Below are 13,225 nucleotides of genomic sequence, written 5' to 3'. Positions count from 1 at the left end.
GGCCCGGCGGATGGCGCCCGCCATGCTGGGGGGATGTGGTTCGGGTGGATCGAGTTCGACCTGCTGCTCGGCGACGTGCACTCCCTCAAGGAGAAGCGCGCGGTCGTCCGGCCGGTGCTCGCGGAGCTGCGCAAGCGGTTCGACGTCTCCGTCGCCGAGACCGGGCACCACGACCTGCACCGGCGGGCGGGACTGGCCGTGGGGCTGGTCTCCGCGGACCGCGCCCACGCCGTCGACGTCCTGGACGCGGCCGAGCGGCTGGTCGCCTACTACCCCGGCGTCGACCTGCTCTCGGCGCGCCGGCGGCTGCTGACGCCCGACGACGAGTAGGGGGACGACGGCGGGGCCGCCGTCGTCGCGAACCTCCGGCGGTAGTCCGTCGGCGTGCTGCCGAGGTGGCGGGCGAAGGCGCGGCGGAGGGACTCGTCGCTGCCGAAGCCGCTGCGCCGCGCGACGGCCGTGACGCCCTGGCCGTCGAGGATGAGCCGCTGCGCCACGTCGAGGCGCACGCGTTCGACCCACCGGCCCGGCGTCGTGCCCAGTTCGGCCTGGAACAGCCGGGTCAGGTGCCGCGGGCTGACGGCGGCCGCGGCGGCCATCCCGGCCAAGCCGTGGTCCCCCGCGGGGTCGGCCAGGACCGCGTCGGTGGCCGGGCGCAGGAGGCTGCCGGCGGCGGGCCGTCCCGCCAGGGATCCGGAGTACTGGGACTGGCCACCCGGACGCTGCAGGTAGACCACGAGTTCGCGGGCGACGCGCCGGGCGGCGTCCGGGCCGTAGTCCTCCTCCACGAGGGCCAGGGCGAGGTCGATGCCGGCGGTGATGCCCGCCGAGGTCACGTAGCGCCCGTCGCTGACCTGGATCACGTCCGGATCGACCCGGACGCGCGGGTGCAGGCGGGCCAGGGCCCGGGCGTGGCGCCAGTGCGTGGTCGCCCGCCGCCCGTCGAGCAGCCCGAGCTCGGCGAGCGCGAAGGCGCCGGTGCAGACGGAGGCGACCCTGGCCGCGCCCGCCGCGAGCGACTCCACCAGGGGCAGCAGCCCGTCCGCGAAGTCCGCATCGGCCAGCCTCGGGGCGCCGGCGACGACGACGGTGTCGACGGGGCCGGCCTCGGCGGCGGTCACCGTCCCGGCCAGCGCCATCCCCGAGGACACCGTGACGGTTCCCCCTCGGGGCGAGACGAGGACCGTGGAGTACGGGTGGCCGTCCGCGCCGGCCTGGTGCAGGACCTCGCCGGGGCCGCTGACGTCCAGCATGGTCACGCCGTCGAAGACCACCAGGGCCACGCGGTGGGGTGTCTGGATCTGTGGCTGGGCGGTCCGGAAAGACATGGCGCCACCGTAGCCGACGGGGCGAGGATGGAGGGACGCTGCCCCCTTCCGGCGTCCCCGGCGGGCAGCCCCCACGACGAAAGGACCCCCCCATGGCCGAGACCATTGCCGGCGTGACCATCCCCGACAGCGCCCTGGCGCGCGAGGCGACCGAGCTGGTGCGCGACGCGGCGTCGCCGCTGATCTTCGACCACTCCCGCCGCGTGTTCGTCTTCGGTGCGCTGCGCGGGCGCGAGCAGGGCCTGGAGTTCGATCCCGAGCTCCTCTACGTCGGGGCCATGTTCCACGACCTCGGGCTCACCGAGCGGTTCCGCCGGACGGACCAGCGCTTCGAGATCGACGGCGCGGACGAGGCCCGCCGGTTCCTCGGGTCCCACGGCGTCACGGGCGAGGCGGCCGGCCGGGTCTGGAATGCGATCGCCCTGCACACGACCCCGGAGATCCCGCTGCACATGGAGCCCGAGGTCGCGCTCGTGACACGCGGCGTGGAGCTGGACGTCCTGGGCCTCGGCTACGACGCCGTCTCCGACGAGGAGCGGCGGGCCGTCGTCGAGGCGCACCCCCGCCCGGACTTCAAGAACAGGATCCTGGCCGCCTTCACCGACGGCATCAAGGACCGCCCCGAGACGACGTTCGGCAACGTCAAGGCCGACGTCCTCGAGCACTTCGTGCCCGGCTTCCAGCGCGGCGACTTCGTGGAGGTCATCAAGGGCAACGCCTGGGCGGAGTAGCTGCGGGGAGCCGGGCTAGGCCATCGCGGCCAGCTCCTCCTCGATCGCGGCGCAGAACGGGTCGAGGTCGCGCGGGTTGCGGGAGGTGATCAGCGTCCAGCCGTGCTCGGTCCCGCGCACCACGGCCTCGTCCGTCCAGTTGGCGCCGGCGTTCATGGCGTCGGTCTTGACGGAGATGTAGGAGGTCATGGTCTTGTCCCGCACGTGCTCGGCCTCGATGAGGACCCACGGCCCGTGGCAGATCGCGGCGATCGGGCGCCCGGACTGGGCGAAGGACCGCACGATGCCGGTCGCGTCCGGGTCCAGGCGCAGCTTGTCCGCGTTGAGCGTCCCGCCGGGAACCAGCAGCAGGTCGTAGTCCCCGTCCGAGACGTCCGGCAGGGCCTTGTCGACCTGGATCTCCTCGCCGGGGTCCCAGTCGTGGAGCAGCGTCTTGATGGTCCCCGGCTCGGGCGCGGCGACGACCACCGAGGCCCCCGCCGCCCGGAGCCGCTCCATCGGGACCTTCAACTCGTCCTGCTCGACGCCGCGGTTGGAGACGACGGCGAGCACCTTGCGTCCGGTCAGGTCGGCCATGGCGCAACTCCCTTCGGTCGGTGGTCCGGGTTGACGCGGCCACCATGCCACGCGACGCGCGGACGGCCCAACCCTTCCGGGAGGGGACGACGGCGGGGCGCGCCGCCGTCGTCCCCCTAGCGCGCGCCGGCGGCCGCGTCGCGCCGCCGGGGCTCCCCGAACGCGCCGCGGTAGGCGGCGGCCGGGTGCGTGTCCGGGAGCCGGTCGCGGCCGAAGAGCCGCCCGCGCAGCGTCCCGTCCCCGTACTCGGACTGGGCGAGGCCGCGGCGGCGCAGCGTGGGCGCGATGCGCTCGACGAACTCCGTGTACGTGTCCGGCAGCCGCCAGTTCATGACGTTGATGCCGTCGACGCCGGCCGCGCGCCACTCCTCGAGCCGGTCCGCGATCCCGTCCGGGGTCCCCGCGACGATGCCGCGGCGGGTGCGCTCGCGGGCGAGGTCGGCCAGCGTCGGCTCGCGGTCCGGGTGGGCCGCGCGCAGCCAGTCCACGAACCCGCGCCCGCCGTTGTTCTCGATCGCGCGCAGTTCGGTCTCCGGCGGCAGCTGGGTCCCGTCGGGCAGCGTGCCAATCGAGGCGTGGGTGAGGTAGCCGACGGCGGAGGCGTAGGCCTCGTGCTCCGCGCGGCGCCGGTCGACCTCCGCGTGGGTGGACCCGACGATGAACGTGAGCCCCTGGAAGAACTTCACGTCCCCGGCGGCGCGGCCGTTGGCCACGGCGAGCTCCCGCGTGCGCTCCGTGTGCCGGTGCGCCACCTGGGGCGTGGGCGGGCCGATGAACACGGCCTCCGCGTGCCGGGCGGCGAACCGGATCCCCCGGTCGGACCCGCCGGCCTGGAAGAGCAGGGGCGTGCGCTGGGGCGACGGCGCGGGCAGGTGCGGGCCCTCGACGCGGTACCGCGGGCCGGCGTGGTGGATCTTGTGGATCCGGGACGGGTCGGAGAACCGCCCGCCGGCCCGGTCCACGAGCACCGCGTCCTCGTCCCAGGACCCCTCCCACAGCTTGTAGACGACGTCGAGGTACTCGTCGGCCCAGTCGTAGCGGGCGTCATGCTCCACGAGGGCGTCGAGCCCGAAGTTGCGGGCCGCGTTCTCCTGGGTCGAGGTGACGATGTTCCACGCGACGCGGCCGTTCGAGAGGTGGTCCAGCGTGGAGGCCTGCCGCGCGAAGTTGAACGGGTGGTTCTGCATGACGTTGGACGTGTAGGCGAGCCCGATGCGGCGCGTCGTCGCGGCGAGCGCGCCGAGCAGGATGGCCGGGTCGTTCGACGGGATCTGCAGGCCCTCGGCCGCGTTCGCCGCGTAGTCGCCGCCGGCCGGCCCGTAGAGGCCGGTGACGTCGGCGAAGAACATGGCGTCGAACAGCCCGTCCTCGAGCGTGCGGGCCAGCTCCGTCCAGAGGCCGAGCCTGTTGAACTCGTCCTGCCGGGCGTCGGGGTGGCGCCACTGGCCGTGGTGGATGTGGCTGGCCGTGTTCATGAGGAACGCGTTGAAGTGCAGGGGGCGGCTCATGGGCGAGGGTCCTTTCCGCTGGCCCCGACGTAGACGGGGGTCGTGTGGTGGTCGCCGGTCAGGCGCTGCTGGCCGACGGCCCGCGCCCGGTAGGCGAGGGGGTTGTGCTGGGCCAGGACGCGCGCGTTGCGCCAGTGCCGGTCCAGACGGAGCGACTCGGAGGTGGCGGAGGCCCCGCCGACCTCGAAGAGCCGGTTGGCGACGTCGAGGGTGGCCTCCGCGATGAACAGCTGCGCCTCGGCGACCAGCGTGTCCAGTTCCTCGACCGCCCCGTCGCCGAAGCCCCCGACGGCGTGCGCCCGGGCCGCCTCGTCGATGGCCCGGGCGATGCGCCCGAAGGCCGCCTCCACGGCGAAGACGGTGCTGCTGATGCGCCCGACCACCTCCTGGACCAGCGGATCCCGGGCGGGAACGTCCCCGACGCCGTGTGAGAAGGCGCGTTCCCGGCCACGGACGAAGGCCGTCGCATCACGAAGGCTGGCCCGGGCGATGCCGACCAGTGCGGCGAGGAGGACGGCTTGGACGTACGCCGTGACCGTTCCGCGCACCGCCCCCCGGTACGGGGTGACGTGGGCGGGGTCGACGGCGACGTCCGTGAACCTGCTCGTCCCGGAGGCCGTCAGTCGCTGCCCGAATCCGTCCCAGTCGTCGAGGAGCTGTACGCCGTCGTCGTCCCGGTGGACCACGGCGCGGACGCTGCCGCCCCCGGGCAGGTCGGCGTGGACGCTGATCCAGTCGGCGTAGAGGCTTCCCGTGCTGTAGTACTTCGTCCCGTTCAGGACGAGTTCCCCGTCGCGCCGTTCCAGGACGGTCGCGTTGCGGCCCTGCTGGTTTCCCTTCTCGGTGGTGGCGTTGCCGAACAGTTCGCCCGCCGCGACGCGGGGGAGCCACAGGGCCCGGTATTCGGGATCCGGCGAGGAGACAAGCCCTTCGACGGTGGCGAAGTGCGAGCGCAGGGCCTGGACGAGGTTCGGGTCGGCCTCCCCGAGGTCGGCCAGCAGGAGCAGCGTCTCCTCGAGGCTGGCCCCGGACCCGCCGTCCTCCTCGGGCAGGCGGATCGCGGTCAGTCCTGCGTCGGCCAGGCGCCGTACCGCGCCGTGGTCGGGCGTTCCGGCGGCCTCCCGGGCCGGGGCGCCCGCGGCGATCCCCTCCAGCGTCGGGGCGAACTGGGCGCGGAGCGCCCGCAGGCGCTCCCCCGGTCCCGCCTGGGCGGGGACGACGGCGGCGGCCGTCACCGTGCGGCTCCTGGCACCGCTAGCCGCGGGGCGGCCGCCAGCAGTTCCCTCGTGTAGTCCTCAGCGGGATGCGCGAAGACTTCCTCGGCCCGGCCGGCTTCGACGACCCGTCCGGACTGCATCACGAGGATCTCGTCGCTGACGTGCCGGACGACGCCGAGGTCGTGCGAGATGAAGAGGTAGCTGAGTCCGAACTCGCGCTGGAGCTCGTCGAGCAGGTCGAGGACCTGGGCCTGGACGGAAACGTCCAGGGCGGACACCGGCTCGTCGCAGACGATGACGTCCGGGCCGGAGGCGAGCGCCCTGGCGATGGCCACGCGTTGGCGCTGGCCCCCCGACAGTCGCTGCGGGTTCCGGTCCGCGATGGCGGGCACGAGGCCGACCGCCTCCAGCAGCTGGCCGACCTCGGAACGCCGGTCGCGGCGCGAGAGGCGCCCCGTGTCCAGAAGCGCGTCCTCCAGGATCGCGCCGACGCTCCACTGGGGGTCGAACGACCCGAGCGGGTCCTGGTAGACGGCGGCAATCCGGTGGCGGTCCGGGCGCCGGTCCTTTTCGGCGAGCCCGCTCCAGTCGCGTCCGAGGAAGCGGACCTGGCCGGCGTCGGGCGTGGCGAGGCCGAGGGCCATGCGGGCGACGGTGCTCTTGCCGGAACCGGACTCCCCCACAATGCCGAGGGTCGTGCCGCGGGAGAGCGCGAAGGACACGTCGGAGACCGCGGTTCGCCGGGTGCCGTCGGGGTTGCGGAACGTCTTCCGCAGCCCGTTGCCGACGAGGACCGGCCCGTCGGCCGCCGGGCCCGCCGTTTCGCGGCGCCGCGCGACCAGGGCGTGCTGGCGCTCGGAAAGGGACACCTGGCCGTCGGACAGCCGGGTGCCGCGCGGCCGGTCCGTGGGGACCGCGCGGAGGAGCCGGCGCGTGTACTCGTGCGACGGGTTGGAGAGGACCTCCGCCGCCGGCCCCGCCTCGACGATCCGGCCCTGCCGCATGACGGCGATGTCGTCGGCCATCTGGGCGACCACGGCCAGGTCGTGGCTGATGAGCAGGACCGCAGTCCCCCGCTCCTTGAACCCGCCGATCAGTTCGAGGATCTGCTGCTGGACGGTGGCGTCCAGCGCCGTCGTCGGCTCGTCGGCCACGAGCAGCGGCGGGTCCAGGGCGATCGCCGAGGCGATGAGGGCCCGCTGGCGCAGGCCGCCGGAAAGCTCGCCGGAGAGCTGGTTGATGCGCTGCTCGGGCTCAGGGATCCCGACGTCGGCCAGCAGGCCCAAGACACCCTCGCGCCGCTCGGCCGCCGGCCGGCGCGTGTGCAAGCGCAGGGCGTCGTCGATCTCGCGGCCGATCCTCCGGAGCGGATCGAGGGACACGAGCGCGTCCTGCAGGACATAGCCGACCTGCTCGCCGCGGACGCGCCGCCAATCGCGCTCGGAGTTGGCCCGCTGGTCCCGCCCGGCCAGTTCGAGCGCGTCGGCTTCGACGCGCGCTCCCGGGCCGGTGAGTCCGATCAGCGACCGGGCGGTGACGGACTTCCCCGACCCGGACTCGCCGACGAGGGCCAGGCAGCGGCCGGGCTCGATCTCGAAGTCCACCCCATGCACGGTGGGGACGGCGGTGGAACCCGTGCCGAAGGCCACGCGCAGGTTCCTCACCCGCACGGCGGGTGCTTGGGCGGTGGTCATGGCTGCTCCTTGAGGGTGTGCTGGATGGCGTGTCCGAGGACGGTAGTGGCGGCCGCACTGACGACGATCAGCAGGCCCGGGAAGAACGTGAGCCACCAGGCGATGCCGAGGTAGGTGCGCCCGGCCGCGAGCATGGATCCCCATTCAGGGGCCGGCGGGGTGGTCCCGAGGCCGAGGAAGCTCAACGCCGACGCCCACACGATGGCCTGCCCGATGCCCAAGGTGGCCAGGACGAACAGCGGGGCTGCGACGTTGGGGAGGACATGGCGGCGGATGATGAACCACCGGGACCGGCCCTGCACGACGGAGGCCTCCACGTACCCGGACCGGCGCACGGACAGGACCTGGGTCCTGATCAGCCGCGCGTAGCCGGGGGCCGTAGAGAGTCCCACCGCCAGGGTCGTGGTGACGACCCCGGGGCCGAGGATGGTGATGACGAGCAGGGCCAGGAGGAGCCCGGGGAAAGCGAACAGGACCTCGAGGAAGCGTGAGACGCCGAAGTCGACCGCCCGGGTCCCGAGGCCGGCGATCCCGCCGAGGACGACGGCGACGCCCAGGCCGATGGCCGTGGCGAGCAGGCCGATCACCAGGGAGTCGCGCGCCCCGTGGACGACGCGGGTGAACACGTCGCGGCCCGATTCGTCGGTGCCGAACCAGTGGGCCCACGACGGGGGCGCGAACGCCCGGGCCGGTTCCATGGCGAGCGGGTCGCCCGGCGCGAAGACGCCGGGGGCGACGGCGGCAACGACGAGCAGGGCGAGCGCGGCGGCGGGGATGGCGACGGATGCCCTGACGCGGCGCATGGACGGCCGGCGGGCGGCGGGCTGCCGGGTCGGCGCTTCGGCCGCCGATTGGGGGGCGAGGGTCTGGGTCATGGTGGCCTCCGGGGTGGTCTGGGTTGGCGGGGGCGCGGCGCTCATGCGTCCACCAGCCGCGGGTCGGCGAGGCGGTCAGCGATGTCGCTGAGCAGGGTGACGACCACGTAGATGACGGCGACAAGCACGACGACGCCGAGGACGACCGGCACGTCGCGGACGACGACCGCCTGGAGCAGCGTCCTGCCGATCCCGGGCCGCGCGAAGACGGTTTCGACAACGACGGCGCCGCTGATGAGTGAACCGACCGCCCACCCGGACAGCCCGATGGCTGGCAGGGCGGCGTGACGGACGGCGTGCCGAAGGCTGACTCCGCTCTCCGACTCGCCCCGTGCACGGGCGGAGAGGGCAAACGGCGAGTCCATGGCGTCCCGCATGGAGCTGCGCATGACTTGGCCGAGGAACCCTCCCAGCGGGACGGCGAGCGTCAGGACGGGCAGGACCAGGCTCGCGGCCCCGGGCGCCCCGCTCGTGGCCGGCAGCCACTGGAGCGAGACGCTGAACAACAGGATCGCCAGCGTGCCGAGCCAGAAGTGGGGCACGGCCGCGGACACGATCTCGAGCAGGTTGCCGACGGCGGCGGCCGTCCTGCCGCCGCGGGCGGCCCACAGGGCGAGGGCCAGGGCGATGCCCCAGGCGGCGGCCAGGGCCAGGACGGCGAGCAGGAGCGTATTGCCCAACTGCTCGGCGAGGACGGTGGCCACCGGCTGCCGCAGCTGGTACGAGGTGCCGAGGTCTCCCTGCACGAGCCGGCCGAGGTAGGCGAGGTATTGCACGCCGAGGGGGCGGTCGAGGCCGTTCTCGGCGCGGGCCTGTTCGCGCATTTCCTCGGTGGCGTTGCTTCCGGGGCCACCCAGGAGGGCGTCCACGGGATCTCCGGGGACCAGTCGCAGGGCGAAGAACGCGAGGGTCGCGACGGCCCAGACGACGAAGCCGGAACCGGCCAGCCGGCGGGCCACGGGGGCGAGGAACCGGCGGATGGACGGGTCCGTGGCGGGGACGGTCGGAGCGGGTGCTGGTGTCGTGGTCATGGGCGATCCAACCAGGTGTCGTAGAAGGTGGGCATGCCGAGCGGGGAGAGGAGCCGGACTCCTTCGACGTCGGAGCGGAACCCGAGCCGGGTCTGTTGGTCGAAGATGGGCAGGTTGACGTACTGCGAGTCGATGAGGTGCTGCGCTTCGGTGTAGAGGCGGCCGCGTTCGGCGGTGTCGCCCGTGGCCGCGGCGCGGCGGAGGGCCGCATCGATCCTGCGGGCGACCGGTCCGTCGAGTCCGTTGGCGTTGGAGTGGTAGCCGCCCTTGATCAGGGACTCGCTCTGCGAGGAGTCGTGGGTCAGGTTCAGGACGGCCGGCGAATTCTTCGTGTAGTACAGCGGCACCGCGTCGTACTGCCAGGCGTTGCGCTTCTCCGTGAACGTGCTCGGCTCCTCCTGACTGATCAGGAGCTCGAAGCCGATCTCCTTGAGCGTGGCCTGGAACTGCTCCAGGACGGGGACCGGCACCAGGACCGCGTCCGATTGGAGCACGGTCGCGCTGAGCCGCCTCCCGTCCTTCGTCCGGTAGCCCGCTTCGTCGCGCCCCGTCCAGCCGGCCTGGTCCAGCAGGCGGTTCGCCTCCGTGGGGTCCGTCGCGAAGACCTCCGGCTCCTGCAGGTTGTACTGGGTGATGCTGCTCAGCATCGAGTTCGAGCGCTCGACGGTGCCGAGGAAGATGCTCTTGAGGGCCGCGTCGATGTCCACGGCGCGGACGAACGCCTCGCGGACCCGGACATCGTCGAAGGGGGCCCGCCTGGTGTTGAGCGCGAGGTTGACGACGTGCCCCGGACGGGAGCCGATCAGGGTGTCCAACGCCGGGTCGGAGTTGGCCGCGACGGCGTCCTGGGGCTGGATCACGTCGATGACGTCGACCTCCCCGGACTGCAGCGCCGCGAACCGGGCGGCGTGGTCCGGCAGGAACCGCCACACGATCCGGTCAAGGTACGCGGGGCCGGTGTGGCCGGCCGTCGGGGCGGGCGTGTGGTATTCGTCGTTGCGGACCAGGGTGATCTGTCGCTGCTTCTCCCATCCCGCGACGGTGAAGGGACCCGTTCCCACGGGCGACAGGCAGTTCTCTTCGGCTCCGCGGGCGAGGGCCTTCTGCGACTGGATGGGAACCCACACCTGGGCGAAGTGCTCCAGCAGCGCGTTGTCGGGCGCCGAGAGGTGGATCCGGGCGGTGAACTCGTCGACGATCTCGACGGACTCGATCTTCTCGATCGCCAGACGCGCGGTGCTGGAGAGCGTGTCGGGGTCGTTGATGTACTCGACGTTCGCGGTAATGGTCTCCGCGTTGAGTTGCTGGCCGTCGGTGAAGTGGACGTCGTCGCGGACGGTGACGTCCAGGGACAGCCGGTCCGCGGACCACTCCCACGACTCGGCGAGCCACGGTTCGATCCCGCCCTGCTGGTTCTGGAAGAACAGCGGTTCCAGGTACTGCGTGGACACCAGCGCCTGGGGCACGTTGCCGGTGACGATGGGGTCGAGGCAGGGGGGCTCGTTGTCGCCCGTTGCGTAGACCAGGGTCCCGCCGCGGACCGGCTCGCCCGCAGGGGCACCGCTCCCCGCTTCTGCGCTGTCGGAGCAGGCGGTGAGCGCCAGGACGGCGGCGAGAGCGGCTGCCGCGGTCGCGGCACCGCGCCGTCGGCTGCCGCTCACGGGGCTCAATGGTGGTCTGGGGTACGCCGGCTGGCGGTTTTTCACGGTGCTTCTCCTGGATTGCGCGTCCGCCGGCGGGGGCCGGTCGGCTGTCCCATCCGTTGTATCGGCGGCCGGAACGGCCCGGCCAGCACCGGCTTCATGCGCCGCAGACTTCCGTTGCGCGCCGTCACATGACGCCTGTACCGCAGTCGATGACGTGCGCGATGCAGTCATGCGCCGTCACATGACGCACCGCGTCCCGCACCGTTCGCCATCACCGTCCCCGTCCGCGTCCGGAATCCCGGACAGTACCGGCCGCACCCGGCTGGATCGCGCGGCCGATGCGCGGTGTGCTGGGACCATGACGGAACAGTCCCTCGATTCCCCGCGCCCCGGGACCCCCGGCGCGCTGTCCGCCGCCTGGTCCGGCCGCGACGACGGTCCCGGCCCCGAGCACCTGCGCTGGCACACCGCAGTCCGGCCCTGGGGCCCCGCCGCGGACTCCCCGGCGGCGGACACCGGCGCCCGGCCCGCGGTCCTGCTCGGCTTCGCCTCCGACGAGGGCGTCCGCCGCAACCGGGGCCGCACCGGCGCGGCCGCCGGCCCCGACGCCCTGCGCTCCGCCCTGGCCCCGCTGGCGTTCCCGGACGCGGCAGGCCCCCTGCTGGACGCCGGCGACACCACCGTGTCCGGCAGGGAACTGGAGGCGGGGCAGGCGCGCCTCGGCGAGCGGGTCGCGGAGGTGCTCGATGGCGGCGCCCTCGCCGTCGTCCTCGGTGGCGGCCACGAGACCGCCTACGCCTCCTACCTCGGCCTCGCCGGCTCCGCGCTGCTGCGCGCCCGCGGCGGCGCCGCCCCGCGGCTGGGCATCCTGAACCTGGACGCGCACTTCGACCTGCGCGACGAGGAGGTCGCCAGCTCCGGCACCCCCTTCCTGCAGATCGCCCGGGACGAGGAGGCCGCCGGGCGCGGGTTCGACTACGCCGTCGTCGGGATCAGCCCGGCCAACAACACGCGCGTCCTCTTCGACACCGCCGAGCGGCTGGGCGTGCGCCACCTGCGCGACGACGAGGCGGGCCTGCTCCAGCTCGAGCGGGTCAGGGACTTCGTGCGGGGCTTCATCGACTCGGTCGACGTGCTCTACCTGACCGTGGACCTGGACGTGCTGCCGGCCGCCGTGGCGCCGGGCGTCAGCGCACCGGCCGGGTACGGCGTGCCGTTCGAGGTGGTGCACGACGTCGTCCGCCAGGCCACCGCCTCCGGCAAGCTGGCCCTGGCCGACGTCGTGGAGCTGAACCCGTCCCTCGACGTCGATGCCCGCACGGCACGGGCCGCGGCCCGGCTGATCCACACCGTGGTCGCCGAACACCGCGCGTCCGGCGCGTAGCCCGCACCACGGCAACGGCCGCCGCCCCCTGGGGGGTGCGGCGGCCGTTGCCGTTCGCGGCGGCGGGGCGCCGGGCGCCGCCCCGCGTGGACGGGGCGGCGGCCGGACTGCCGGGCGCTAGCTGTACTGCCTAGGAACGTTGGTGACGCGCGGCGTGGGTGGTTGAACGACGAGAGCCTTTCCTGAGTCGGTGGATGTAGAGGCAACACCAACGGAAGGAAAGGCTCTCGTGTCCCACCGTAACGCCCCGCTTACTCCGGAAGGCCGTCGTCGCCTGTGCGAGCGCGTCGACGCGGGCCGGCCGATCTGCCATGTGGCCTCCGAGGCGGGCATCGCCCGCCAGACGCTGGGGCGCTGGTACGCGCGCTGGCAGGACGAGGGCGAGGCCGGGCTGCAGGACCGGTCCTCCCGGCCCGGGTCCAGACCGAACCAGACCGCCCCCGACCTCGAGGCACGGGTGTGCCAGCTGCGCCGGAAACACAAGGTCGGGCCCGTGCAGCTGGTGGGCAAGCTCGCCGAGGAGGGCCTGCACGTGCCCGCCTCGACGATCCACCGGATCCTGGACCGGCACGGGATCGCGCGGCTGCGCGACATCGACGTGGACGGGGAGGACCTGCGCGAACCGGTCCGCCGCTACGAGTGGGACCGGCCCGGGGACATGGTCCACGTCGACATCAAGAAGATCGGGCGCATCCCCGACGGCGGCGGCTGGGCCATCCACGGCCGGGGCTCGGCCCAGCACAAGTCCACCAGCCGGGCCAAGAACGCCGGGGCCCGCGCCGGGTACGTCTACCTGCATTCGGCGGTGGATGACCACTCCCGACTGGCCTACACCGAGGAACTGCCCGACGAGAAGGGCGCCACCGCCGCCGCGTTCTGGGAACGGGCGGTGAAGTTCTTCCGCAACCACGGCATCAAGCGCATCCGCAGGGTCCTGACCGACAACGGATCCTGCTACCGCTCCTGGCTGTTCAACACCGCCCTGGCCAAATCCCGCACCCGGCACAAGTGGACCCGCCCCTACCGCCCGCAGACCAACGGCAAGGTCGAGCGCTACCAACGCACCCTCGCCCGCGAGTGGGCCCGCCAACAGGCCTGGACCAGCAACGCCGAACGCGTCGCAGCCCTCCAAGGCTTCCTAGACCGCTACAACTACACTCGACCTCACACCGCACTCGGAGGCCGGCCTCCGGTCAGCCGAACCCCCGCCGGCGTCACCAACCTCGCGGGGTAGT

Annotated in this window: 12 protein-coding genes; 4 read left to right on the top strand and 8 right to left on the bottom strand. The window is 73.3% G+C overall.

Annotation, left to right across the window (positions count from 1 at the left end):
- Positions 1–33 precede the first annotated feature (33 nt).
- Complete coding sequence (locus AC1Q5D_RS11765; protein WP_481738600.1) at positions 34–330, top strand: DUF503 domain-containing protein; 297 nt, start codon at positions 34–36, stop codon at positions 328–330.
- Here AC1Q5D_RS11765 and AC1Q5D_RS11760 read toward each other — a convergent pair.
- Positions 270–1,328, bottom strand: a complete 1,059-nt coding sequence (locus AC1Q5D_RS11760) for a GlxA family transcriptional regulator (RefSeq protein ID WP_481738601.1) — start codon at positions 1,326–1,328, stop codon at positions 270–272. The two genes, AC1Q5D_RS11765 and AC1Q5D_RS11760, sit on opposite strands and share 61 nt — an antisense overlap.
- 92 nt (positions 1,329–1,420) lie before the next feature.
- Between AC1Q5D_RS11760 and AC1Q5D_RS11755 the strand changes: the two genes are divergently transcribed.
- Entirely contained in the window at positions 1,421–2,059 is a 639-nt protein-coding gene (locus tag AC1Q5D_RS11755; RefSeq protein WP_481738602.1) for an HD domain-containing protein, read from the top strand.
- 15 nt (positions 2,060–2,074) lie between these two features.
- Here the strand turns inward: AC1Q5D_RS11755 and AC1Q5D_RS11750 are convergent, their stop codons facing one another.
- The 7 genes from AC1Q5D_RS11750 to AC1Q5D_RS11720 form a co-directional block, all read right to left on the bottom strand.
- Positions 2,075–2,635 carry a DJ-1/PfpI/YhbO family deglycase/protease gene (locus AC1Q5D_RS11750; protein WP_481738603.1) on the bottom strand — a complete coding sequence of 187 codons (561 nt, stop codon included), beginning with the start codon at positions 2,633–2,635 and terminating at the stop codon, positions 2,075–2,077.
- A 116-nt stretch (positions 2,636–2,751) separates the two neighbouring features.
- Positions 2,752–4,143, bottom strand: a complete 1,392-nt coding sequence (locus AC1Q5D_RS11745; protein ID WP_481738604.1) for an NtaA/DmoA family FMN-dependent monooxygenase — start codon at positions 4,141–4,143, stop codon at positions 2,752–2,754.
- A complete protein-coding gene (locus AC1Q5D_RS11740) occupies positions 4,140–5,378 on the bottom strand; it encodes an acyl-CoA dehydrogenase family protein (protein WP_481738605.1) in 1,239 nt (412 codons plus the stop codon). The genes AC1Q5D_RS11745 and AC1Q5D_RS11740 overlap by 4 nt, the downstream gene beginning before the upstream one ends.
- Positions 5,375–7,054: a dipeptide ABC transporter ATP-binding protein gene (locus AC1Q5D_RS11735; RefSeq protein ID WP_481738606.1), complete on the bottom strand. Its 1,680-nt coding sequence runs from the start codon at positions 7,052–7,054 to the stop codon at positions 5,375–5,377. Before AC1Q5D_RS11735 ends, AC1Q5D_RS11740 begins: the two co-directional genes overlap by 4 nt.
- The gene (locus AC1Q5D_RS11730) at positions 7,051–7,929 is read right to left on the bottom strand and encodes an ABC transporter permease (RefSeq protein WP_481738695.1); all 879 of its coding nucleotides are present in this window, start codon (positions 7,927–7,929) and stop codon (positions 7,051–7,053) included. The genes AC1Q5D_RS11735 and AC1Q5D_RS11730 overlap by 4 nt, the downstream gene beginning before the upstream one ends.
- A 41-nt stretch (positions 7,930–7,970) precedes the next feature.
- Entirely contained in the window at positions 7,971–8,960 is a 990-nt protein-coding gene (locus AC1Q5D_RS11725; protein WP_481738607.1) for an ABC transporter permease, read from the bottom strand.
- The gene (locus AC1Q5D_RS11720) at positions 8,957–10,621 is read right to left on the bottom strand and encodes an ABC transporter substrate-binding protein (protein ID WP_481738608.1); all 1,665 of its coding nucleotides are present in this window, start codon (positions 10,619–10,621) and stop codon (positions 8,957–8,959) included. The genes AC1Q5D_RS11725 and AC1Q5D_RS11720 overlap by 4 nt, the downstream gene beginning before the upstream one ends.
- A 343-nt stretch (positions 10,622–10,964) precedes the next feature.
- Between AC1Q5D_RS11720 and hutG the strand changes: the two genes are divergently transcribed.
- Both hutG and AC1Q5D_RS11710 read left to right on the top strand, forming a co-directional pair.
- Positions 10,965–11,990, top strand: coding sequence for a formimidoylglutamase (gene hutG, locus AC1Q5D_RS11715; protein WP_481738609.1), 1,026 nt, complete (start codon positions 10,965–10,967; stop codon positions 11,988–11,990).
- 229 nt (positions 11,991–12,219) lie between these two features.
- Positions 12,220–13,224 (top strand): IS481 family transposase, encoded by a 1,005-nt coding sequence (locus AC1Q5D_RS11710; protein ID WP_481738610.1) that lies wholly within the window; start codon positions 12,220–12,222, stop codon positions 13,222–13,224.
- The last annotated feature ends 1 nt before the right edge of the window (position 13,225 follow it).

The sequence above is a fragment of the Arthrobacter paludis genome, from assembly GCF_056782315.1.
The sequence above is the reverse complement of the archived record's forward strand: the minus strand, read 5'-3'. Positions and strand labels throughout refer to the sequence as shown.

Bases quoted from the DNA above. Each gene is read 5' to 3' on its own strand.
- AC1Q5D_RS11750 (WP_481738603.1), bottom strand. From the start codon at position 2,635: ATGGCCGACCTGACCGGACGCAAGGTGCTCGCCGTCGTCTCCAACCGC.
- AC1Q5D_RS11760 (WP_481738601.1), bottom strand. From the start codon at position 1,328: ATGTCTTTCCGGACCGCCCAGCCACAGATCCAGACACCCCACCGCGTG.
- AC1Q5D_RS11735 (WP_481738606.1), bottom strand. From the start codon at position 7,054: ATGACCACCGCCCAAGCACCCGCCGTGCGGGTGAGGAACCTGCGCGTG.
- hutG (WP_481738609.1), top strand. From the start codon at position 10,965: ATGACGGAACAGTCCCTCGATTCCCCGCGCCCCGGGACCCCCGGCGCG.
- AC1Q5D_RS11725 (WP_481738607.1), bottom strand. From the start codon at position 8,960: ATGACCACGACACCAGCACCCGCTCCGACCGTCCCCGCCACGGACCCG.
- AC1Q5D_RS11745 (WP_481738604.1), bottom strand. From the start codon at position 4,143: ATGAGCCGCCCCCTGCACTTCAACGCGTTCCTCATGAACACGGCCAGC.
- AC1Q5D_RS11730 (WP_481738695.1), bottom strand. From the start codon at position 7,929: ATGACCCAGACCCTCGCCCCCCAATCGGCGGCCGAAGCGCCGACCCGG.
- AC1Q5D_RS11765 (WP_481738600.1), top strand. From the start codon at position 34: ATGTGGTTCGGGTGGATCGAGTTCGACCTGCTGCTCGGCGACGTGCAC.
- AC1Q5D_RS11755 (WP_481738602.1), top strand. From the start codon at position 1,421: ATGGCCGAGACCATTGCCGGCGTGACCATCCCCGACAGCGCCCTGGCG.